The sequence below is a fragment of the Pseudomonas lactucae genome, assembly GCF_016937615.1.
In the GTDB taxonomy this organism is placed as follows: domain Bacteria; phylum Pseudomonadota; class Gammaproteobacteria; order Pseudomonadales; family Pseudomonadaceae; genus Aquipseudomonas; species Aquipseudomonas lactucae.
Genome location: NZ_JAFHKI010000101.1, coordinates 14,139 through 34,782, shown reverse-complemented (window position 1 = coordinate 34,782; position 20,644 = coordinate 14,139). Strand labels below are relative to the sequence as shown.

Genomic DNA, 20,644 nt, shown 5'->3' with positions numbered 1-20,644 from the left:
ACTTAGCGGCCTGTTTGGTGGGCAAAAACCCAAGAGGGGTCCATGGCCGATCGCAGCCAGGTATTTTCATTGGACATTGCCTGGACCGCAGACACCCGTTCTATCCTTTCTTCGTAATAGCGTGCGAAGGCTTGCTCATAGCGCTGCAGGCCAAACTCGCAAAGGTAACGTGACAGAACCGCAGCATCTTCAATGGCCATCGCCGCGCCTTGAGCCATATGTGGTCGCATCGGGTGACAGGCATCACCCAGCAGGGCGACGCGTTGCGCGTGCCAGGTATCGCATGGGGGGCGCTCAAACAGTGGCCATTTTTTCCAATCCGTGGCGGTGTCCAACAGCGCTCGAACGTGCGGATGGAAGCCGTGGAATTGCTCCAGTAACTCGTCACGGCTGCCCTCCTGCCAACCTCTGTCCGCAGGCCAATCAGGTTCGGGAAAACCGGCGACGAAGTAGTAATTCTTGCGGTCATTGTCCAGGTAGTAGGAGATGACAAATCGTTCCCCGTCCCACCATTTGGTAAGGTCGTCCAGTGGTGCGTGAGGCAACTTCGATGCATCAACGATTGCCCTGTAGGCTGCTTGACCAGCAAACGTGGGCGGGGTGGGATCAAAGAGTGCCGAACGAATCTTGGAAAATACGCCGTCAGCCGCGATGACAAGGCGGGCTCGCTGTTGTGATCCATCTGCAAAGCCGAGCTTGACGTCTTCGCTGCCCTGTTCGATGGAGTTCAGTTGTTTGGCGTAATGAATGCTATCTGGTGCGATGCGCGACACCAGCGCTTCGTGAAAATCCGACCTGCGGATGGTGATATAAGACGCGCCATATTGAACGCTCATATGGCTTGCCAGCGGCAGTTCGAACAGGACGTCCGCAGTGGCTCCGCAGCGGCTGGTAAAACTGGCGGGAGTGAAACCTTTCTCTACCAGTTGATTTTGCAGGTCCAGGTCGTGCAACACGTTCATCAAGTTCGGCGTTAGATGAATACCAGCACCTACAGGGCCGAATGAGGGCGCTTGCTCAAACACACAGGCGTTGAAACCCTTGGCTTGAAGCAGGGCGGTCATGGCCGCGCCCCCTAAACCGCAGCCAATAACGGCGATGTCCAATGGTTGATCCATGGTGCTTACTCCGTGATGAAATATAACAGCGCGGTGACCGGCAACGCGAAGCCCAGCCAAGAAGCCAATGACCAGCCGCCTTCGGCGAACGCCCAGCCACCCATTGCGGAGCCGGCTGCAGCCCCCATGAAAAAGGTGGTCATGTACAGGCCGTTGAGGCGCGCCCGAAACTCACTGCCCAGTGCGAATATCGTGCGCTGGCCCAGGGTCATGTTGGCCGACACCCCGAAGTCCAGAACGACAGCGGCAATCACCAGTAAAACCAGAGCGGTAGTGGAACCCTGCGGGGCAATATGGGTAATCAGAAAAGCGGCTGCGACGCAGATCATCGCCGCTGCGGTCGCAGATTTGGTCCGCCCCCGGTCCGCAACTCGGCCGGCAATAGGGGCTGCAATCGCGCCAGCGACACCTGCCAGGGCAAAAAGGCCGATCTCTCCCTGATTCAGGTGAAACACTGATGTCAAGAGCAGTGGCGTGGTTGTCCAGAACAGACTGAAGGCGCCGAACAGGCAAGCGTGATAAATAGCGCGACGGCGAAGCACGGGCGTGGTGCGCAATAGGTGCCACATCGAACCAATCAACGACGCATAACTCATTTTTGCCGCAGGTTCGCGTTTGGGCAGCACGACACTCAATAGCAGCGCGAGTAGCACCATACCGGCAGCGGCAAAGTAGAAGACGTTCGTCCAATCCGATAGTTGGGTAATGAAACTCGCAACAGGACGAGCGAGCATGATCCCCAGCATCAGCCCACTCATTACATTGCCAACCACCCGGCCTCTACTTTCTTCCGGCGCCATGTGCGCGGCATAAGGGACCAGCACTTGCACCGCTACCGTGCCAAGGCCTGTTACCAGGGCCGCCAGCAAAAAGGGCAGTGGTGAGTGTGAAAGGCCGGACACCAGCAGCCCTGATGCAGCAATGAGGATCAACGTGATGGTCAGCTTGCGATTCTCGAACAAGTCGCCCAAAGGGGCGACCAGCAGCAACCCTGCGCCATACCCCAGTTGCGTCAACGTGACGATCAGGCCGGTGCTGGATGCGGGCAGGCCAATAGCGCTGGCAATCGGCCCTGCCAGCGGCTGGGCGTAATAAATATTGGCCGCCAGTAAGCCGCAAGCGGTTGCCAGCAACAACGTCAGCCAAGTTGAAATACCAGGTTTTTCTAAACTGATGGAGGCTGAGCCGTTCATAGCGGATGCATTCCTTTTTGGAAGTTATCACTTCCTAATGTAGCAATAAAAAGACACCCCTGCTGCGCAGTTAGGTGTCGATGGCCAGGATTACCGCTTCGCTAGTACTGGTGTGAAGCGCTGATTTGGATAATAGGTAGTGAATGTTACCAAATCAAGCGGCATTTAGAAAAATGACTTGGCAATTTTTGTGGAGGGATTCAATAAGGGGCTCGAAAGCCCCGATGCTGACGCTCAGGCCAGTGTTTTCATGGCCAAACCGACGGTGGTTTCCATGTCGGAGAGGTCCGGAGAAGTTTTGCCTATCACGCGTAAACCTTGGATTAAACAGAGCATGAATTTGGCGGCTGCAGCACTGTTGACAGTGGCCGCAATCGACCCATCGCTGATGCCTACGTCAATCAGGCGCTGCAACAAAGCCTCACGATCACGCAGCGAGACCAGCGCCATTTCTGCAATTTCAGCGTCGAACGCCCCCAGCTCCACAGTGGTGCTGACGATGAGACAGCCATCACGACCGTCCTCGCCACTTGAAATGGCTGCATAGAAAAGCAAGGCTTGGCGAAGCATCTCACGACCGCACTTGCCGGTGCTGATCGCCTGTCGAAGCTGACTACCACGGGTGCTGGATTGTCGTTTCAACGCGCTCAGGAAGACTTCACGTTTGTCCTTGAAAGCTTTATACAAGCTTCCGCAGGTGAGGTTTGTGGCGTCGGAGATATCGACGATGGAGGTTCCGTGAAAGCCGCGCTGGCAGAACAGTTTGGCGGCGTTATCCAGAAACTCGTCCATGTCAAATTCACGTGGACGGCCTTGGCTCCGGGTAGTTTTGATGGTTTTCATCCAATGACTATAGGTAATAGATGTTCCCAAATCAATCTGCGAGGTATTGCCTACGGCCGATCTATCGCATTGATTATAAGGTGGTAGCCTATGATGATGGTGGTTGGCGTCAGGTGAGTTGCCGCTGATGCTTCTTCAAGCGGTAGGTGAATTGAGCACGGCTCAACCCTAGGAGTCTTGCCGCATCCGCCAGATTGCCTGCGTTCTGTTGCAAGGCTTCGTTGATCAGGCGAGATTTCAGACCTTCGATGGAAAAACCCTGGTCCAGTTCGCCAAGGTATACAGTAGTGCCGGGCGGCTCGCGGGCAGGCGCACAGTCTGGTGGTGGGCAAGCTGCCGCGGCCATCCACGCCGTAGGGGCCAGACGGCATCGGCTCGTTGTGAAACAGGTGCACCAGGTCAATGGGTTGGCCTTCGTCATTGGCGATCAGGCCGCGTTCGATCAGGTTTTGCAGTTCGCGCACATTGCCCGCGAAGTCGTAGCGCAGCAAAACTTTCAGGGCGCGCATGGTAACGCCCACCGGCGTTCGCACGTATTCCTGGCAGAAGCGCGTGAGGAACGCGTTGATCAACAGCGGGATGTCGTCCCGGCGTTCGCGCAGCGGGGCAGGGCGATGGGGTAGACATTCAGGCGGTAGAACAGGTCTTCGCGAAACGTACCGTCGGCAACGGATTTGCGTAGATCAAGGTTGGTGGCGGCCACTACTCGCACATCCACCTTGACCCCGCGTACGCCGCCAACCCTTTCGATTTCCCGTTACTGCAAGGCCCGTAGCAACTTGCTTTGCCCGCCCTGGCTCAGGCTGGTGATCTCATCCAGAAACAGTGTGCCGCCTTGGGCACGCTCAAAACGTCCAGGTCGTGAATGGGCCGCGCCGGTATACGCGCCGCGTTCGACGCCGAAAAGTTCAGCCTCAATCAGGTTGTCCGGGATGGCTGCGCAATTGAGGGCCACAAACGGGCTGTCACGCCTGGCGCGCGAACATCTCCTTGGCCTACTCAATCTCACCATCAACTCGAATCAGGCTTCGGCCTTTCTGCCCATCAAGATCAGCGATCCGAGTCAAACATTGGAGGTGAGTTTCTTGTCCACGCCGGTTTCTTCCAACATTGCTGAACGCTCCGACCTGACTGACCCTCGGCTTTACTGGAGGCTGATGAATGCCTGCGTACACTTTGAGTAACTGATCCTACTGGCGCTCAGGCTCATCATCGCAGCCATGTGAGCGATGGCGACGGTAAGGCTATCGGCGGGTCGCAGATCGTCTGCTGGTTTGCTGAAAGAGCCTGTGTCACCTGTACTCACGGACAAGGCGAATCTCGAGGGTACGCAGTGAATAGAGGTTCGAGGTGGAGGATGCCTCGGGCATGCGCTTTCAAGGCCAACGGTTCCAAGGTTCAAGCCAGGTGGCAGATCAGAAACGGCGCCAGTCTCAATTGCTAGCGCTGGATACAATGGCAGTTACGGCAAAAAATACAAAAAAGTGGGCCTGGCGGGGTGCCAGGCGAGGAAGAGAAGAACCACCTTTGGCGAACTTACGCAGTCGACAAACTCCTCGCAAAACGTGTTTTAACTGCATCTCGATTCGCCAACCGACCCTTATCGTGGCCTGGGTCGGAACATGCCGGCACGCATCCGCGCACAAAGGGTGCCCTGTGTTTCCCCGGTGGGCTCCGGGACTGAATGCGATCCGTAGCGGATGACCGCTGATGCCTGGTAGAGGCAACAGCGGTCATCCGCCACCACGATCAGGTCGAGCACAAAGCGGGAATGTAATTCCGCAGAAGAGAAGGCTCCGAACTCAGGGAGTCCGACCGAGCTACCCGGAGCGAATCGGCCTTGGGTCGCCGTTGGCGGTTAACCGCCGACACTGGCGTGGAGCATCGCCCCCGTCACAGACGAGCAGCGCGTGGCCGGCATCTACCGGCGTTCCGTCATGCTCGCCAGTGGGCGCTACGCGATGCTGGATGACGGCATGGGATTTAGTCTGGTGCCTTGGCAGCCAGCGACAGAGAAGAAGCTTGGGTAGCAAATGGCCGCGGCGGTGATGTGTCGTGGGAGATCAGGCGCAACGTAGCGCCTCTATCTGATAACAATGGAGGAAAGACATATCCTACGATTTAACCGCTGCCCCCTTCTTCGCTTCGTCGAGCAACCATTGAGCAAAAGCTTGTATTGGCTTTCTGCCCAATCCGATGGGCTCAGGAAGGATGAGGCAGAAGGTTTTGGAGATGGTTTTCCCCTCCGGCCACGGGGCGATCAGGCTTCCTGACGCAAGTTCGGCTTCAACGTACAGGCGCGGTACTAGCGCAACGCCGAGGCCGGCCAATGCGGCTTCTATCAACATTCCATGGAGATCAAAGCGTGCGCCAATTGCAGGATTGGTCAGCGGGCTTCCCGTCTCCTGGGCGTAGTGTTGCCAAGCTTCAGGGTTCTGTCGTCGGTGAAGGCGCGGTAATTCATCCAGTGCGGTTGTTCGATTGCGTCCTGTCAGAAGTTCAGGATGGCAAACCGGAACCAGCACTTCATGCAAAAGTTCGTGAGTCCGCATTCCCGTCCACGCTGGGTGCTCGAAATGGATGGCAGCATCGAATCCGCTCCCGGCCAGGACGAAGGGTTCCATGCGCTCGGCCAAATGCACAGTAATGTTCGGATGCTTCTGCTGGAATCGTCCCAAGCGAGGAATGAGCCATCGCATCGCGAACGTCGGGATAGTGGCAATGTCCAAGCTTGCGCCATCGTTCGGCTGCCCCATTAAGTACTGACTGTCCCGATCCAAGCGGTCAAGCGATTCGCGAACTTGGACCGCGTAACGCTCTCCGTTAGGAAGGAGTCGGACACGATTGCCGACCCGCTCGAACAGGGTGACCCCGAGGAAGGCTTCCAGCCTGCCAATCTGGCGACTGATAGCTCCTTCAGTCAAAGACAGTTCCTCTGCCGCGCGCGCGAAGCTGCCGTGGCGCGCAGCCACTTCGAATGCCATCAGTGCCGTGCTGCTGGGGATCTTCCTTCGCATGAGCGTTCCTAGCTTAAAACTGGTGATCGGTTTAGCTTGATTTTTTGTCACTGAAGCATACCGAAAAATCGTTTTATACGTCGATTTTCAGGTCATACCATGATGAAACATCAACAGTGAGGACCGAGCGCACAAGCGGTTCGGTAGCGTGATTCCATGATCTATACCGTCGAGTGCAGCTTTGCCGACCCAGCCAGCGAAGCAGAGTGGAATGATTTCTATAGCCTGGAAAAGCTACCCGCGCTTATTTCCGTGAGCGGGTTCCATACTTCGCAGCGCTTCAAGGCGTTTAGCGATGGCTGCCCTGTCTACCTGGCCATGCACTCGATCGACGGTCTGGCTGTGCTTGAGGGCGACGAGTATCGCCAAAAGGGCGGGGGCAACTTCGCACGCTGGCAGCAGCACATCACCGATTGGCACCGCAATCTTTACGGCGGCCTTGAGCGTGCGCCTGCCATCGGTGAAGGCGAGCATCTGATCGTGAGCGCAGTCGGTCCCGAGCCGCTCATCGAGATGGGGCTCACGCCTGAGCAGATGTGGGCCGTCGCATTGGAGAAGTGTCCTGAAAACAGGTGGCTGGCGAAGCTGGATAGCGCCATTAGTCTTGGTGTAGATACCCTTCCGAAGAACGTGCATCTCTATGCCCCGATGACCGTGCAATTGACGAGTGGCAGAGGCGCAGAGCCCCCAGACGCAGGTGCAGAACCGACATGCCTAACCTGACGATCTTCATCCAGGCGGACGAGATGCCACCCGACGCAAATCTGGCGGAACTCACCAAACGATGCACTCGACTTTGCACGGACGTCCTTCAGGCGGCGCTGGACAACGTGCATGTCATCTACGTCGCTGCCCGCCAGGGGCGTGGGCATCCTGCTTACGCGGAAATCAAGTACCGCCTCGAACCGTTTAGAACGCCATCGGTCATGGACGATTTCATGGCGCGACTGGATGAGGCAATAAAACGCCATGCGGGGCTAACGGCGCGCATTCGTTGCTTTGGCTATCCAGCCGATACCATCTACGCGCGGAACTGATGACCCGCAAGGAGGGCCGCAATGAACGACATGAAATTTCCGGGCCAGCAGATCGGCGAGTTTTCTATTACGGCCATCAGTGACGGATACCTTTGCGCAAGTCTAGATCTTCTCTCCAATATCGATCCTGCGCAGCGTCCAAGTTGCAGCAGGACGCAGGTGTAAGCGATCCATTCTCGATCCACATCAACTGTTACCTGGTGCGTGGAATGGGCCGCACGATCCTCATTGATGCGGGGGCTGGTGGTTTCAAGCAGTGGGGCGGCAAGCTAAAGGCGAATCTCGCGCGTGCTGGCGTGCAACCCGCTGACATTGACACCATTCTTCTGACCCATGCACATCCCGACCATGTTGGGGGGTTGCTTGACTCTTCAGGGGAAGCAGCCTTTCCCGATGCAGAGCTAGTCGTCCACCAGCGTGAGGTTTCTTTCTGGGAGGACGATGGCAATCTCAGTCGAGCGAGTGAACGTGCTCGTGGCAACTTCCTGTTTGCTCGGAAGGTGTTCGATCAGTATCGGGAGAAGACGCGCCTGTTTACTGATAGCGAAGTTCTCCCTGGCATTAGTGCGATGCCCCTTCCGGGGCATACCGCAGGACATTCCGGTTATCGTCTCGATTCCAATGGTCGTAGTCTGCTGGTTTGGGGGGATATCGTTCATTTCCCCCAAATTCAGATTGCTCGTCCCGACGTAACCATTGCATTCGACCAAGATCCGCTTCTTTCCGCCGAAACACGATCCAAACTATTGAATGTTGTTAGCTCGGATAAGATTCTTATCGCTGGTATGCACCTTGGCGAACTCGGTTTTGCACATGTCGAGCGGCTAGGCAAAACCTACAAAATTTCCTACGAAACTTAGCGGCTGTTCGAGATGCGTCGGCTGCGGCGAATGAGGTCATTGATCCCACGGCGCCTCCTGCCAGCGGTCGAACAGAAAATCGCTGAACGCCGTCAGCCGGCGCGGCACTGGTTCGCGCCGCGCCCGCACGATGCTGATCTTCGAGGGTGTGGCTTCCCATTCAGGCAACACGCGCACCAGCCTCCCGTCGCGTAGTTCCTCGTGAATGTCCCAGGTCTCGCGCAGCGAGATGCCCAGCCCGGCCACGCACCACGCATGTAGCACGTCGCCGTTGTCGCTGCACAGCGTACCGCTGACCGCGACAGGCGTCTCCCGGCGGCCCTTGCGCAGCGGCCAGGTGCTTTGCAGCAGGCCCGGATAGGCGAACACCAGGCAGTTGTGCCGTTCCAGTTCTTCCGGCTGCGCGGGACTGCCATGCGCTTTCAGGTAGGCGGGAGACGCTGCCAGAATGCGCCGGTTTTCGGCCACGCGCCGCGCCACCAGGCGCGAATCGGCCAACTCGCCCATGCGGATCGCCAGGTCGAGGTCGCCGCTATACAGATCCTGCACTTGATCGGACAGGCGCAGGTCGAAACCGACCCTGGGATGCAGGCGGCAGAAATCGTGGATAGCCGGGGCCACGAACTTGCGCCCGAACGGCGTGGGCGCGGTCAGGCGGATAGTGCCGCTCAGTTCCTGGCTGCCGCCGGTCGCCAGTTCCTGCACTTCTTCCAGCACAGCCAGGGCCACCCGTGCGCGCTCGGCGATGGCGCGGCCTTCGCTGGTGATGCGCAAGTTACGGGTGTTGCGCTCGAACAGCGTGGTGCCCAACGCTTGTTCCAGCCGGGCGATCTGCTTGCTGACCGTCTTAGGCGCGAGGTGCAGGTCGCGTGCGGCGGCGGAAAAACTGTGGCGCTCCACAACATGCACGAACACCGCTAGGTCATCAAGATTGCGCAGGGCCATTTGGGTCATTCCGGGGAAAGTGTTTGTCTATTTTGGTCATTTAAACGATATACCGGATTCACCAGAATGAGGATCCCAACTTCCCACGCTGCAACACGCATGCCTCCGTTGGAGGTGTCCGGTGGTGTGCTCGATTCGCTGCAGGAGCTTCTGATGACCCAACGTATTCTTTTCGTCCTGACCAGCCACGACCGAAAGGGGCCGGCCGGCGCCGCCGATGCCGCGCCCAGCGGTTTCTATCTGTCCGAGGTCACGCATCCGCATCGGGTGCTGGCAGACGCCGGTCATGCGGTCGATTTCGTCAGCGCCAAGGGCGGCAAGACGCACGTCGATGGACTCAGTCTGGACGATCCGATCAATGCCGCGTTCTGGAACGATGCGACGCTAAGAAGCGCCACCGAGAACACCATGGCACCCACGCAGGTCGATCCCGATGCCTACGCCGCGATCTTCTACGCCGGCGGCCACGCGACGATGTGGGAGTTCCCGGACAACGCCGAACTGGCGGCCATTGCGGCGTTCATCTACGAGCGTGGCGGCGTGGTCGCGGCGGTGTGCCACGGGCGGCCGGGCTGGTAAACCTCAAGTTGTCCGATGGCGGCTATCTGGTAACGGGTAAGGACGTGTCGGCCTTCACCAACGAGGAGGAGCGTGCGGTCGGCCTGTACGACACGGTGCCCTTCCTGCTGGCCGATGCTTTGCAGGAGCGTGGCGCCCGGCATGTGCCTGCGGCGAATTTCCAGGCGCAGGTAGTGGTGAGCGAGCGCCGGGTGATGGGGCAGAACCCGGCCTCGGCCAAGGGCGTCGCGGAAGCGATGCTGCCCCTATTAGCGGTGACAGCCGAGAAGCGAGCCTGAACCATGAATCCACGTATGCCTTTCGTCATCTACGTCTTCGCGCTTTGCGCGTTCGCCCTGGGCTTTACCGAGTTCGTCACCATCGGCCTGGTGTCCACTATTTCCGCTGATCTGCATGTCAGCGTCAGCCAGGTTGGCGCGGCGGTTACGGCCTATGCGCTGGGTGCGGTGATTGGTGCACCCGGCCTGACCGCGCTGGCAACCCGCTGGCCGCGCAAGCGGCTGCTGCTGGTGGCGATGGGGCTGTTCACGTTGGGCAACGCTGTAGTCAGTCTGTCCGATGCACTGACACCCATGCTGGTGGCCCGCTCCGCCTCCGGCCTGGGACATGGGGTATTTCTCGCCGTAGCATCCAGCGTGGCAACCCAATTGGCGGGCCGACATCGCGCCGGTGCGGCGGTGGCCGTGGTGTTCGGCGGCCTGACGCTGTCACTGGCGCTGGGCGTACCGCTCGGCACCTACCTGGGCAGCGTGTTGAGCTGGCAGGTCATCTTCATGGCAGTGGCCGCAAGTGGTGCCATTGGGTTCGTCGGCCTGCTGGCCCTGATGCCGACAGATCGCAACGATGCCTCGGCGCAGGCCAATGCGATGGATGGCCTGAAAGCTATGTTCAATCAGCGTCTGCTGGCCGGAGCCGGTATCACCGTGTTGGCGTATGCGGGATCTTTCGCGCTCTACACCTACATTTCGCCGATCCTGCTGCAAGTGACGAACGTGAGTGAAAGCATGGCGAGCCTTTTGATGCTGGGCTACGGCGTGATGGCCGCCATTGGCAATGTGTGGGGCGGGCGGCTGACCGACCGCAAGGGTGCCGACTTTGCGGTGATGACTGTGCTCGTCGGCCTGGCCGTCGTGCTGTTGGCGATATGGGCATCGGCACCGTCGTTGCCGTTGATGGTGTTGCTGACGGGCCTGCTGGGTGCGCTGACCTATGCGGCGGTGCCTGCCTTGCAGGCGCGGGTGATCGGGTTGTCGCACATCCACGCGCCGGAGGCACCGGCAGTGGCGGCTGGGCTGAACATCGCCGGCTTCAATGGCGGCATCGCGTTGGGTTCGCTGCTAGGCGGGGCCAGCCTGGAAGCGATGGGTCTGACCAGCACGGCCTGGGTCGGTGCGGTTGCCGTGGGCCTGGGGATCGTCTGGATGCTCTGGCAGATGCGGCGTCCCACGTTCCTGGGCGCAAGAACTCATAGATAGGTGAACGATGGATCTTCGGGATCTTCGCTGCTTCCTGGCCGGAGCCGAAGAATTCCACTCGCCCGTGCGGCGGAGAAACTGCACATTGAGCAATCGCCGCTGTCTCGGGCCATCAAAGAACTTGAAGAAGAACCGGGCGTGGTGCTATTTGCACGTACCACACGCAGCACACGCCTGACCCGTGCGGGCAAGCTTTTCTTTGGCCGTGTCTGCAGGGCATTGCCTGCTGGCCCACAAACGCATTGCTATGGAAGAACTGCTGCGCTATCCGCTGGTGCTCTGCTATCTGTAGGCGTGCTAAGGACATGCGCGACAGGTTGATCGTTTGCTACGCCGCGTGGACTTACAATCGATGTTAGCCAAGCGGGCGGGGCCGCAGCCCAAGACCGAGAGCATCAAGCTGATCTTCGTTTGTCGACTAGCCTAAAAGCCGACATCAAGCTCTAACTTGACCGCTACGCCGCGCCGCACGCACAGGTGTACGGTTAGATCCCACACATGCTACAGGCGTTCATCGCAGGCGACCGGGGAATCAGTAAGGCAGGAACGAGCAAGGCCACACCGCTTACGCCGAATTGACGGTGCGGACATTTCTACCACCCCCAAGATGAAAGCGCAGCCGACGGGCTGCGCTTTCGCTTTGATGGGTGACTTGCGACAAGGCCGGGCTATGATGACGCTGCGACTTTGCCCGCTACGCCGCTTCTGGGAATGCTACGGTGAAGCAACTATGCAGCACCTAGCTCGAAATGCGGCTAGAGCAGGCGGAGGAAGAGTTCTGGCTTACTCTATTGTCCCGTAAGAGCTTTTCACCGTCGGATGTCTGTACTACAGGCTTGGCAGCCAAAATTTTCATGACCGGAAATAGTGTCGGTCACTGAATTAAAAAAGTGAAGAGCGGGCCTGTCGGGGTGCCAGGCGAGGAATAGAAAAGCCACCTTAGGCGGTCTGACGCAGTCGACAAGCTCCTCGCAAAACTTGGTTTGACTGCGCCATGATTCGCCAACCGACCCTTGTCGTGGCCTGGGTCGGAACATGCTGGCACGCATCCGCGCACAAAGGGTGCCCAGTGTTTCCCCGGCGGGCTCCGGGACTGAATGCGATTGCCGTAGCGGATGACCGCTGATGCCTGGCAGAGGCAACAGCGGTCATCCGCCACATTGATCCGGTCGAGCACAAAGCGGGAATGAAATTCCGCAGAAGAGAAGGCTCCGAACTCTAACAGTCCGACCGAGCTACCCGGAGCGAATCGGTCTTGGGTCGCCGTAAGCGATGATCTTGAGGCACTACAGCAGAGGGGGTGGGAGGACGTCAAGCCAGTGTGCTAAGAGGTTATTTGCTACTGAGATGAGCGGCCAGCTGTTCGACGGTCGTCAGGATAAAGGCACGGTCGCTTTCTTGAAGGCCGCTCAGCAGGCCCGCAATCATCTGGCCCTGGTCGTTGGGGCGACTGCTCGACTCCGTCAGCAGTTCATCCATCCGGCAGTCGAAGATGTCCGCCAGTTGCATCAGCTTGACCACGGAAAGCTCGACCACACCTCGCTCAAGGCGCGAAATGGCTTCGCTGCCGATTCCCAGGCGTTCTGCCACTTCTTCCTGGGTCAGATTACGCTGGGTGCGGTGCTTCGCGATCATGCGTCCGATTTGGGCTTGGGTTGGATGTTTATGTGCCAAGTGATGAGTTCTCCAATTCAACCCGAATGGTTGAGCAAAGACCCATTGACATGAACATCCTTAACGGTTGAGTATCGACTTAAAGGGTTGTTATATTGACTGAAACAGCTGTTTGTCGCGACGTGACATCTATTCCTCCAGGAATCAGAGGCCGAAGTGACCAGCGAGACTGAACGGTCTGATAGGGCCAAAGGGAGGCAAGGTTGAGCATGGATGAGCCGCGCGAGAACGTCATGGACCTGATCTGGGATCGAACACTGGAGCTGTTCATCAAGATCCATGACTGCCCTGATAGCCCCGAACATCTCGACAGCCTTGTTCATTGGCTAAACGAAGATCCTGCTAACCTGAAAGCGTTCAATGAACTGGGGCAGATATGGATCGCGGCAGGCATCGCCTTGGCCCGTGAAATCGGACAACCGCTAGACGACTTGGAGAAGGATCAGGCGCCGTTGATGATGCACTGACAACACCCACGAGGTTCATGTGAGCGCCAATGGTGCCTCATGGACGACGTATACCTTTGCTGATCGGCACAGTGCCTTTGCAGTCCGGGTACTGGGAGCATGACCAGAACGGCCCTGATTTTCCCTTACGCCTGAGCATTGAGGCATTGCAATTGGGGCAAGCCGGCCCGGCTTCGACCGGTACCGACAAAGTGAGCGCTCCGCAGTTTGCGATCAGTTGCGTAATCCAGTGCGCCTGCTTGGCAACGAATGCATCCAAGGTCAGACGTCCCGCTTCGATTTCCTCCAGAGCTTGCTCCCAGATCGCTGTCATACCCGGATCCGCGACTGCTGCGGGTACCGCTTCGATCAGGGTATGGGCCGCTGCGGAGGCCGTTAAGGCACGTTTTTTCTTCAACAAGTAACCGCGATCAATCAACCCCTTGATAATGCCGGCTCGCGTGGCTTCGGTGCCGATACCGGTGGTGTCCCGAAGTTTCTGTTTCAGGCGCGGGTCGTTGACCAGCTTGGCGACGTTTTTCATCGCCTTGATCAGATCGCCCTCGGTGAGCGGTTTGGGCGCAGCGGTGCGCATGGACTTGAGTTTGACGTCGTCCACTGCGCACTGCATACCCTGTTGTAGGGCAGGCAATACCTGGGCCTTTTGACTGGGTTCATCGTCTTCGGCGTTGTCGGAGAGTAAGCCTTTCCAGCCTTGGACGAGGATCTGTTTGCCAACAGCAGTCAAACGCTCGGCGCCGCACTCCAGTTCGACCTCGGTTCGATCAAACTCGTGAGGCGGCAGGAATTGCGCGAGGTAGTGGCTACGAATCAGTTCGTAGACTTGGCGCTCTTGTTCAGACATCCGCCCAAGGTTCGCCGGCTCGGTGGTGGGGATGATGGCGTGGTGCGCGGTGATCTTGGCATCGTTCCATGCTCGTGAGCGCAATGATTGATCGACGCTTGCGAGCGCTGGGCGCAATGCGGGATCCATTCTGAGCAGGGCATCGAATACTGCGGCTACCTCGTTGAACATGCTCTCTGGCAAATAACGGCAATCGCTGCGCGGATAGCTGGTGGCTTTGTGGGTTTCATACAAGGCTTGGGCGATGTTCAGTGTTTCCTGAGCGCCGAGTCCCAACTTGCGTGAACAGACTTCTTGCAGTGTGCTCAGGTCGAAGGGCAGGGGTGGCGCTTTGCGCAAATGCTCAGTCTGCAGCGAGACTACGGTGGCGGTCTTGCTGCCAGAAAGCGCTTGGACGGTCTGACTGGCGAGCGCCTGCTGCAGGCAGCGACCGGCTTCGTCACGTCCTGAGCTGGGCGGTACCCACGACGCGATGAAGGGTTGCCCCATTGAAGACAGGTGCACATCCACCACCCAGTACGGCACAGAGACGAAGCTGGCAATCGCGCGGTCTCGTTCAACCACCAAGCGCAAAGTGGGCGTTTGGACGCGTCCAACCGACAGCACGCCGTCATAGCCCGCCCGCCGTCCTAGGAGGGTAAACAAACGACTGAGGTTCATACCAATCAGCCAATCGGCTCGGCTGCGGGCGAGGGCTGAGTGATAGAGCGGGAAGGTCTCCTGACTAGACTTCAGAGAGGACAGTGCTTTGCGAATTGACGCCTCGTTGAGTGCGGATAACCAGAGGCGCTCAACAGAACCACGATAGTTGCAGAGCTCTAGTAACTCGCGGGCAATCATTTCACCTTCGCGATCGGCGTCGGTGGCGATGACGACGGTGGTAGCTTCGCTGAGCAGGTGTTTGATGATTTTGAACTGCGCGACAGTCTTGGGTTTGACCTCAACCCTCCACTGCACGGGAATGATCGGTAGATGATCCAACGACCAGGTTTTGTACTGATCGCCGTAGGCTTCAGGTGGGGCCGTCTCCAGCAGGTGGCCGATACACCAGGTGACGGTTATCTCGGGTCCGATCAAGCAACCATCGCTACGTCGGCTGGCGCCGAGAACCTTAGCGATGTCACGAGCTTGGGAGGGTTTTTCGCAGAGAAAGAGACGCATAGAACTGCTCCGGGTTGAGTTCGGAGCAGCGTTGTTGGAAACAGCAGTGGCGAGCTATGAGAAACCTGAATGGCAGGTTCCTCATATTGGTCGGTGAGGGCAGTCTTGATTGGGGGCGAGGCTGCTACCTTGTAATCACGTGGAGGACAGTGCTTCACGAGCGGGGAGTAGTGGCGGGCCAGAAACTTCGCGCAAAGGCGCAATTTTTGTGCCTCAAGTCAGTCGTGCCGACGGAGGCTGCCCTCTGCGTTTTTTGGACTTCGACGCAGGCGAGCTGGCCAGGTCTGTAGCCTGTCCGATGGGGGCCGCAGACGAAGCTGATTCACCTGAGCGCTCCCGCATGACCACGTTCAGCACGCGATGAGGCAGGATGCCGACACGACGCGCCTCGATCTTGAAGGTGACCCGCGCATTGTCTTCACTGTCCTCCCACTCATCGCGCACGGTGCGGCCTTCTACCAATACGCGCATACCTTTCTGATACAGCGTGCTCCAGTGTTCAGCGTCGCGGTGCCAGAGCTCGACCGGCGCCCAATAGCCGCCTCGATCCTCATAGCTGCCCTCGCGCGGCACGGGGTTGTCGAAGTACACGTTCAGCCGCAGCAGACGCCGTGGCTCGTCATTACCTGATGGGAACTCCTGGAACTCTGGCGCACTACCGATGTTGCCTTCGCCGACGAAAAAAGTACTCATCGTGATATCTCCGCTGCTGGTGTGAATTGGCGCAGCAGCCGTTCGGCGCTGGCCATTTTGATCGCGCAGGTTGAAGCCTGACGGTAGAGCGAGTGCACCACGCTCATCTGCAAGTTCAGTGCGATACGCTCGCATTCGAAACGGTGCAATCCCTCGCGTACGGCTTGGGGCAAGGCTTTGTTGAAGACCTGGCGTTCCCAGACTGCAACACCCATTCGAGCAAAATCGCGGGTGCGCCAACGCAAAAAGTGCTGCCCGCACCGGTGTTCTGCAGCACCATTCGAATATCCAGCAGTGAGTAAGGGGGTTGTCCGGCCTGCTGCGCCACAGCCTCCATCAGGTGACATAATTGCGCCTCGATTTCCCTCGCCATCTGCGCCAGGAGTTCCAACTCCCCCTTACCCTTAAAAGGTTTTAAAAGGCCTTTTAGGGAGGCAGCGTGTTCGAGCTGTCGATAGGCATCCGGTGTGAGTGTTTCGAGGGGGATTAGCTGAGTCGAGATAATGGGCTTCATGCTTCGTCCTCCGGCTCATCTACTGTCGCAGATGGCTCTATCGCGTTCTCCGTCGACGCGTCAGTGTCATCTACCGCCCCAGCACCCCGACGAACAATAGGTGGCGCGAACTGGGAACGGCGATGCCCCTCAAGGATGTCCGTGGGGGGCAATCCAAACTTCTCCATGGCCGCCATGCGCGGGCATTACTTGCGGCCATGTCATCGCGTGTGACACCTGCAAGTCGATAGCGCTGCACCTGGCCAAACAAGCTGCGCAGCAAATGGGCACCGTCGTCGATCCAGGCTTCCATGTCTCTACGACCGATCAAGGCGGTGTGATGGGCCAACAGGGTGTGGCGCACCAGGGTGTCGTAGTCAGTTAGCAGGTAGACGGCGAGAAACCCCAGTTGGCTGCCGATGTACAAGGGCAAGGTGACCGGGTGGATATTGAGGTTGTCGCTCATGTCGATCTGCGTTGGCAGGTCCTGTCTGATCCGATCTAATTGTTGGGTCAGTTCCAGCATCCCAGCCTTAGCCTGCAGCAGTTTTTCTTCGAGTTGCACGATAGCCCAATCGGCATAAGGGTCGTCCTGCGCTGCGGCTTGTTTGATCAGATTGGTGACGCTGATGTAGCCGGCCATGCCCATGATCGAATGGACGCCTTCACGTGCGGTTCGACCTTGCCAGATACGGGCGGCGTGGTGGGTATGCAGTGTTAGGGTGATGCTGCTGCGCAATGAGCCCAGGTTGAGCTGATAGTGATCGGCCACGGTAGTGTCCTCGCATCGGCTTGGACGATAACGTTGCGACAAGTGAGGACTAAGGACAGCCAAAAAGCTGAATGCGGTTTGTTCGATTTGGTTTAAGAGGGTTAATCATTTAGACGCCAATGGATTTGATGCCAGTGGCATCAAATCTACTGACGTCCAGAACCTTTGCCGCGAAGTTGGCGTAGCTCATTTAGGCACGCTTGGGCGAGGGCGGATGCAGGTTCGCCCGGTTGTCGAGATGCGCGCGAGGGGGGCGGTGTGGACGGAGTCGGTACTGCAATGGGGGACGACTCTGCCTGACCTGCCCAAGGACGAAAGTCGCCTTTCAGTGCGCGCTGGATCAGGCCCATCAGATACGCCGCTGGCTTGCGGATTCCACCGACCGCACAGCGTGCCCCCGCTTCGTTGAGCACCGCCTGCCGATCCGCGGGTTTGAGCTTGTTCAGCGCCACGCCGACGGCCTGACGATCGCTTGGGCTCAGTTGCAGCGGAGTGGGCCAGAGCAGGTTATCCACCGCCGGGGTCGCGCGCGGTACTGTACAAATACTTTCTTTTAATACAGTACAGGCGGCGTTCGATTCCGAACGGTGCGGGAAACACTGGCGTTCAGGCCCGGTTCGGAATCCGAACGAGGGCCTGCACGTTCCGAACGCGGTGATCGCCACCCAGTTCGGAATCGTGTAATGCTTTATCGATCGCCTGACCCAATCCTTGTTGTGTCCAATGGTCGCTCCAACTGTCGAGTCGGGTCGGCAACCGATCCTGATCGATATCGGTGTCTTGGCGGATTTCTTCCAAAACATGCTGAGCGACAATTCGCACAGCCTTAGTCGCATGAGAGAGGGCATGTCCGACCAGCGCCAGGTAATCCTGATCCAGTTCCATGGCTTCGGCGGGGGTTAACGGCTCATCGTGCAGAACGTACAGAGAACCTTGAAGGCGTCCACTGAGCTGATCGCGTCCGCGACTTACCAAACTGAGCCAGCGCGTCAACCTGAGCATCGTCAACACCCGAGCAATAGTTTCACGGGAGGCTGACGCGCCGTAGGGCACGCTTGAAAGGTAAGGCTGCAAATCCTCATAGCGCGGTGTGACCACGCCCTGGCCTTGCAGCATGAGTCGAAATACCTGCCAGGCATTGCGTTCCAATGGCGTCAGCCGACTATCCAATAGCAGCCGACGTGGCACGACTTCGTGAGATTGGCCACTGAACAAAAAGCCCGCCTGCAGGGCCTGGTTGGAGGGATGTTCAGTGGTGGGGCGTACGGGCCAGCGTTCACTCAACTGCTGGGTGCATTGCTGCAGGACACGCTGCCAGCGATTGGAAGGGGCAGTGTTCATGTGCCGTTGCTGTACTGGTCGATCTGCTGCCACACGATGGTCAAGCTGATCTGTTGCTCTTCAGCCAGCATCATCATGGCGTCGAGCTGATCCTCGGTACTGTCTTGAGCGCGCAGCTGACACCATCGCTGCCAGAGCGCATGTTCCTGGGCTTCGGTCAAATGTTGAGGGCGGCCCTTACGGGTTTCTATCTTGAGCAGACGCCGGCGCAGGGCGGTTTCCGAATGCGCCAAGCCGAAGCATTGATACATGATGGTGCTGCTGGCGCCGAGCTTGAGCGCTCGATTGATCAAGCGCTCGTTCTGCTCGTCGCGCTCGGCTTGTTCGATCAACCGGTGCAGCACCGGCGAGTCGATCTTGACCTCTACCCAGGGTACGGTGGCATGGGCCAGGCGTGACAGGGTGGTGGGCGGTAAGGATTGCAACAAATAGATGTCGTCTTCACCCAATCCGAGTGCCTTGCAGCGCTGCAGGTTACCTTGGCGCAGTTCATGTAGCACCTGGGTCAGCATGGCCTGGTTGAGCACATTGAAGGAAAGGTTCATGGCAGCTCCTTCGGTGACTCATCTTCAGGGGGAAGCGTTAGGTCGATCAGGCGACGGGCCAGGCGGATCAGCCGATACAGTTTGATGAGCAGGCTGTCTGGCAATCGCTCCAGTCCCACATCCAGGGCGGGACGATCTGTCAGCGGAAGTTGATAGATCCCCAACAACAACTGGCCGAACAGCGCTGACGGCAGTTGCTTACGATCTTCCCAGTTCACGTCGTCTTGAGCGCGCAGCAGGGCCAGGAGCAGTAGGTGAACGCCGGTCGCGCGAGGCACTGCAAGATCAACTCGCTCGATGTTCAGGGCGAAGCCCAAGCCATGCTGCTGGTCGATGATGCTCTCGGGATGTCCGGCATAGGCCGCCATTTCCCGCGCCAGTGTGGCAATGGCGGATCGCAGTTGTTCGGGGCTGTCCAGTGCTGTAGCGATGGTCCAGATGTCGTCGATCGCATAGGTGTCGACCGAAGATGCTGCGTCGGTGGCGTCTCGCGATCGATCTGTTCGCGAATCTGTTGCACGCGAGACGGAGGGCTGACTGCTGATATGGCATTCGTTTGGGGCGGTGTGAGCAGTTCCTCTTGCGCTGTTTCAGTCTGGGATTTGGTCTCAGTTGATTTGGGATGAGGATCGGAGGAAAGAAGTCCTGCCGAGGCTTCATCAATGCTCGGCAAATGAATATTCTCCGAGGGCTCGGTGAGGGCAACGCCAGGCGTCGAGATGACCCGTTGGGTGTCGCTCAGCTCAAGGGCCAACATACGGTAGGACTGTCCGAGTAAGTGGCTCATGCGTTCGAGCAGTTCATCTTGGATTTGCTCAAGATCGAATGACTCGGGTTCTGCATCGAAATAGCCCAGGGTCTCGAGCCAGAAATCGACGAACGCAACGGGGGCGGTTGGATATCGGTTCCAGGTTCGTTCTGCCTGGCTGCGTAGGCCGATCAGGCGTTCGATCTGGGGCTTACCCAATCCGGCATACAGCGTTTGTGGAATCGCGGGCAGTAAATGTTCGAGAGTGTCCAGCATCCGGCTGATGTGCGGCTGCGAAATCGGATAGCCTCCAGCGGCAAGATGTCGTGCCAGTTCCCGTTGTGAGAACACAGTCCCCTCTGCTTCGAGCATGGTTTTGAGTTTGGCTACCGCCAGAGCCCGCTCGATGAAAGTGAGTTGGCCGTGCAGATCGCTTTCAGCCAGATGGCCGAGTAGGGCGGTGATTTCATTGGTCCAAGGTCGGAACAGGCAATGAATGCGAAAGAAGCGCTCGTCGCGAGTTTCCTGCCACAGCTCGCCGAGAATCGCCAAGCGCGTATTACCGCCGTTGCGGATGATGAAATAGGTTTCACCCGGCCGTCGGGTAATCGGTGGCGGTTGATCCAGCCCCCGTTCACGGATCGAAGCCTTGATATCGTCGTATAGCGGATTACGGATGAAGCGCGGGTTGTGTTCGTAGGGCCGCATTTCCTCCAGCGTGACCAACATAGGCGTGTCAGTAAGTGGATCGGACAGCCGCTCCAACTCCTGCGCTCGAGGGAAGTGGTCCTGGTGCAGCTTGTCGGTGATCTGCTCCTGACTGAGCTTTTTCATCGGAA

General features: G+C 58.2%; 17 protein-coding genes and 7 pseudogenes. 10 read left to right on the top strand and 14 right to left on the bottom strand.

Annotated features, from left to right (window positions below; translation table 11 throughout):
- Positions 1-2: 2 nt before the first annotated feature.
- From JWR98_RS18765 to JWR98_RS18750, 4 genes and pseudogenes are all read right to left on the bottom strand, one after another.
- Positions 3-1,118: an FAD-dependent monooxygenase gene (locus JWR98_RS18765; protein WP_179028444.1), complete on the bottom strand. Its 1,116-nt coding sequence runs from the start codon at positions 1,116-1,118 to the stop codon at positions 3-5.
- Between the two features lie 5 nt (positions 1,119-1,123).
- Positions 1,124-2,311, bottom strand: coding sequence for an MFS transporter (locus tag JWR98_RS18760; RefSeq protein ID WP_205490830.1), 1,188 nt, complete (start codon positions 2,309-2,311; stop codon positions 1,124-1,126).
- Between the two features lie 234 nt (positions 2,312-2,545).
- Entirely contained in the window at positions 2,546-3,103 is a 558-nt protein-coding gene (locus JWR98_RS18755; protein ID WP_205347505.1) for a TetR/AcrR family transcriptional regulator, read from the bottom strand.
- 160 nt (positions 3,104-3,263) lie between these two features.
- Positions 3,264-4,127, bottom strand: a pseudogene (locus tag JWR98_RS18750) (sigma 54-interacting transcriptional regulator); the annotation flags it as partial.
- An 885-nt stretch (positions 4,128-5,012) separates the two neighbouring features.
- Between JWR98_RS18750 and JWR98_RS30010 the strand changes: the two are divergent.
- Positions 5,013-5,279 (top strand): annotated as a pseudogene (locus tag JWR98_RS30010) (DUF3363 domain-containing protein); the annotation flags it as partial.
- Here JWR98_RS30010 and JWR98_RS18740 read toward each other — a convergent pair.
- Entirely contained in the window at positions 5,269-6,138 is an 870-nt protein-coding gene (locus JWR98_RS18740) for a LysR substrate-binding domain-containing protein (RefSeq protein WP_225908784.1), read from the bottom strand. The pseudogene JWR98_RS30010 and the gene JWR98_RS18740 sit on opposite strands and share 11 nt — an antisense overlap.
- Before the next feature lie 189 nt (positions 6,139-6,327).
- Here JWR98_RS18740 and JWR98_RS18735 point away from each other — a divergent pair, with 189 nt between their 5' ends.
- The 4 genes from JWR98_RS18735 to JWR98_RS18725 are packed head-to-tail and all read left to right on the top strand — an operon-like array spanning position 6,328 to position 8,068.
- Positions 6,328-6,894 (top strand): sugar ABC transporter, encoded by a 567-nt coding sequence (locus tag JWR98_RS18735; RefSeq protein ID WP_205490828.1) that lies wholly within the window; start codon positions 6,328-6,330, stop codon positions 6,892-6,894.
- Entirely contained in the window at positions 6,882-7,208 is a 327-nt protein-coding gene (locus tag JWR98_RS18730; protein ID WP_205490827.1) for a hypothetical protein, read from the top strand. Before JWR98_RS18735 ends, JWR98_RS18730 begins: the two co-directional genes overlap by 13 nt.
- 21 nt (positions 7,209-7,229) lie before the next feature.
- Positions 7,230-7,373 (top strand): hypothetical protein, encoded by a 144-nt coding sequence (locus JWR98_RS29535; protein WP_225908783.1) that lies wholly within the window; start codon positions 7,230-7,232, stop codon positions 7,371-7,373.
- 44 nt (positions 7,374-7,417) lie between these two features.
- Positions 7,418-8,068 (top strand): MBL fold metallo-hydrolase, encoded by a 651-nt coding sequence (locus JWR98_RS18725; RefSeq protein WP_263974305.1) that lies wholly within the window; start codon positions 7,418-7,420, stop codon positions 8,066-8,068.
- Between the two features lie 36 nt (positions 8,069-8,104).
- Here the strand turns inward: JWR98_RS18725 and JWR98_RS18720 are convergent, their stop codons facing one another.
- Complete coding sequence (locus JWR98_RS18720; protein ID WP_179028440.1) at positions 8,105-9,013, bottom strand: LysR family transcriptional regulator; 909 nt, start codon at positions 9,011-9,013, stop codon at positions 8,105-8,107.
- Between the two features lie 153 nt (positions 9,014-9,166).
- Here JWR98_RS18720 and JWR98_RS18715 point away from each other — a divergent pair, with 153 nt between their 5' ends.
- The 4 genes and pseudogenes from JWR98_RS18715 to JWR98_RS30275 all read left to right on the top strand — a co-directional run.
- The gene (locus JWR98_RS18715; protein WP_205490825.1) at positions 9,167-9,592 is read left to right on the top strand and encodes a type 1 glutamine amidotransferase domain-containing protein; all 426 of its coding nucleotides are present in this window, start codon (positions 9,167-9,169) and stop codon (positions 9,590-9,592) included.
- 8 nt (positions 9,593-9,600) lie between these two features.
- Positions 9,601-9,870 carry a type 1 glutamine amidotransferase family protein gene (locus JWR98_RS18710; protein ID WP_205490823.1) on the top strand — a complete coding sequence of 90 codons (270 nt, stop codon included), beginning with the start codon at positions 9,601-9,603 and terminating at the stop codon, positions 9,868-9,870.
- A 3-nt stretch (positions 9,871-9,873) separates the two neighbouring features.
- Entirely contained in the window at positions 9,874-11,067 is a 1,194-nt protein-coding gene (locus JWR98_RS18705) for an MFS transporter (protein WP_205490821.1), read from the top strand.
- 7 nt (positions 11,068-11,074) lie between these two features.
- Positions 11,075-11,266: pseudogene (locus JWR98_RS30275) on the top strand (LysR family transcriptional regulator); the annotation flags it as partial.
- Positions 11,267-12,399: 1,133 nt separating this feature from the next.
- Here the strand turns inward: JWR98_RS30275 and JWR98_RS18695 are convergent.
- A complete protein-coding gene (locus JWR98_RS18695; protein WP_027912505.1) occupies positions 12,400-12,741 on the bottom strand; it encodes a helix-turn-helix domain-containing protein in 342 nt (113 codons plus the stop codon).
- Positions 12,742-12,950: 209 nt separating this feature from the next.
- Between JWR98_RS18695 and JWR98_RS18690 the strand changes: the two genes are divergently transcribed.
- A complete protein-coding gene (locus tag JWR98_RS18690) occupies positions 12,951-13,208 on the top strand; it encodes a hypothetical protein (RefSeq protein ID WP_205490819.1) in 258 nt (85 codons plus the stop codon).
- Between the two features lie 37 nt (positions 13,209-13,245).
- Here the strand turns inward: JWR98_RS18690 and JWR98_RS18685 are convergent, their stop codons facing one another.
- The 7 genes and pseudogenes from JWR98_RS18685 to JWR98_RS18655 all read right to left on the bottom strand — a co-directional run bounded on the left by JWR98_RS18685 (position 13,246) and on the right by JWR98_RS18655 (position 20,639).
- On the bottom strand, positions 13,246-15,213 hold the full coding sequence (locus JWR98_RS18685) for a DNA topoisomerase III (protein WP_205490817.1): 1,968 nt from the start codon (positions 15,211-15,213) through the stop codon (positions 13,246-13,248).
- Positions 15,214-15,426: 213 nt separating this feature from the next.
- Positions 15,427-15,906, bottom strand: a complete 480-nt coding sequence (locus tag JWR98_RS18680) for a single-stranded DNA-binding protein (protein WP_205490814.1) — start codon at positions 15,904-15,906, stop codon at positions 15,427-15,429.
- Positions 15,903-16,420, bottom strand: a pseudogene (locus tag JWR98_RS18675) (DUF3158 family protein). The gene JWR98_RS18680 and the pseudogene JWR98_RS18675 overlap by 4 nt, the downstream one beginning before the upstream one ends.
- Positions 16,417-17,171: pseudogene (locus JWR98_RS18670) on the bottom strand (PFL_4669 family integrating conjugative element protein). The pseudogenes JWR98_RS18675 and JWR98_RS18670 overlap by 4 nt, the downstream one beginning before the upstream one ends.
- Positions 17,172-17,317: 146 nt before the next feature.
- Positions 17,318-18,512 (bottom strand): annotated as a pseudogene (locus tag JWR98_RS18665) (STY4528 family pathogenicity island replication protein).
- Entirely contained in the window at positions 18,509-19,057 is a 549-nt protein-coding gene (locus tag JWR98_RS18660; RefSeq protein WP_205490812.1) for a DUF2857 domain-containing protein, read from the bottom strand. Before JWR98_RS18660 ends, JWR98_RS18665 begins: the two are co-directional and overlap by 4 nt.
- Positions 19,054-20,639, bottom strand: a pseudogene (locus tag JWR98_RS18655) (ParB family protein). Before JWR98_RS18655 ends, JWR98_RS18660 begins: the two are co-directional and overlap by 4 nt.
- Positions 20,640-20,644: the final 5 nt, after the last annotated feature.

Coding starts and splice junctions, on each gene's coding strand:
- JWR98_RS18725 (WP_263974305.1), top strand. CDS start 7,418: ATGGGCCGCACGATCCTCATTGATGCGGGGGCTGGTGGTTTCAAGCAG.
- JWR98_RS18730 (WP_205490827.1), top strand. CDS start 6,882: ATGCCTAACCTGACGATCTTCATCCAGGCGGACGAGATGCCACCCGAC.
- JWR98_RS18685 (WP_205490817.1), bottom strand. CDS start 15,213: ATGCGTCTCTTTCTCTGCGAAAAACCCTCCCAAGCTCGTGACATCGCT.
- JWR98_RS18765 (WP_179028444.1), bottom strand. CDS start 1,118: ATGGATCAACCATTGGACATCGCCGTTATTGGCTGCGGTTTAGGGGGC.
- JWR98_RS18680 (WP_205490814.1), bottom strand. CDS start 15,906: ATGAGTACTTTTTTCGTCGGCGAAGGCAACATCGGTAGTGCGCCAGAG.
- JWR98_RS18720 (WP_179028440.1), bottom strand. CDS start 9,013: ATGGCCCTGCGCAATCTTGATGACCTAGCGGTGTTCGTGCATGTTGTG.
- JWR98_RS18705 (WP_205490821.1), top strand. CDS start 9,874: ATGAATCCACGTATGCCTTTCGTCATCTACGTCTTCGCGCTTTGCGCG.
- JWR98_RS18735 (WP_205490828.1), top strand. CDS start 6,328: ATGATCTATACCGTCGAGTGCAGCTTTGCCGACCCAGCCAGCGAAGCA.
- JWR98_RS18660 (WP_205490812.1), bottom strand. CDS start 19,057: ATGAACCTTTCCTTCAATGTGCTCAACCAGGCCATGCTGACCCAGGTG.
- JWR98_RS18690 (WP_205490819.1), top strand. CDS start 12,951: ATGGATGAGCCGCGCGAGAACGTCATGGACCTGATCTGGGATCGAACA.
- JWR98_RS18740 (WP_225908784.1), bottom strand. CDS start 6,138: ATGGCATTCGAAGTGGCTGCGCGCCACGGCAGCTTCGCGCGCGCGGCA.
- JWR98_RS18755 (WP_205347505.1), bottom strand. CDS start 3,103: ATGGACGAGTTTCTGGATAACGCCGCCAAACTGTTCTGCCAGCGCGGC.
- JWR98_RS18760 (WP_205490830.1), bottom strand. CDS start 2,311: ATGAACGGCTCAGCCTCCATCAGTTTAGAAAAACCTGGTATTTCAACT.
- JWR98_RS18715 (WP_205490825.1), top strand. CDS start 9,167: ATGACCCAACGTATTCTTTTCGTCCTGACCAGCCACGACCGAAAGGGG.
- JWR98_RS29535 (WP_225908783.1), top strand. CDS start 7,230: ATGAACGACATGAAATTTCCGGGCCAGCAGATCGGCGAGTTTTCTATT.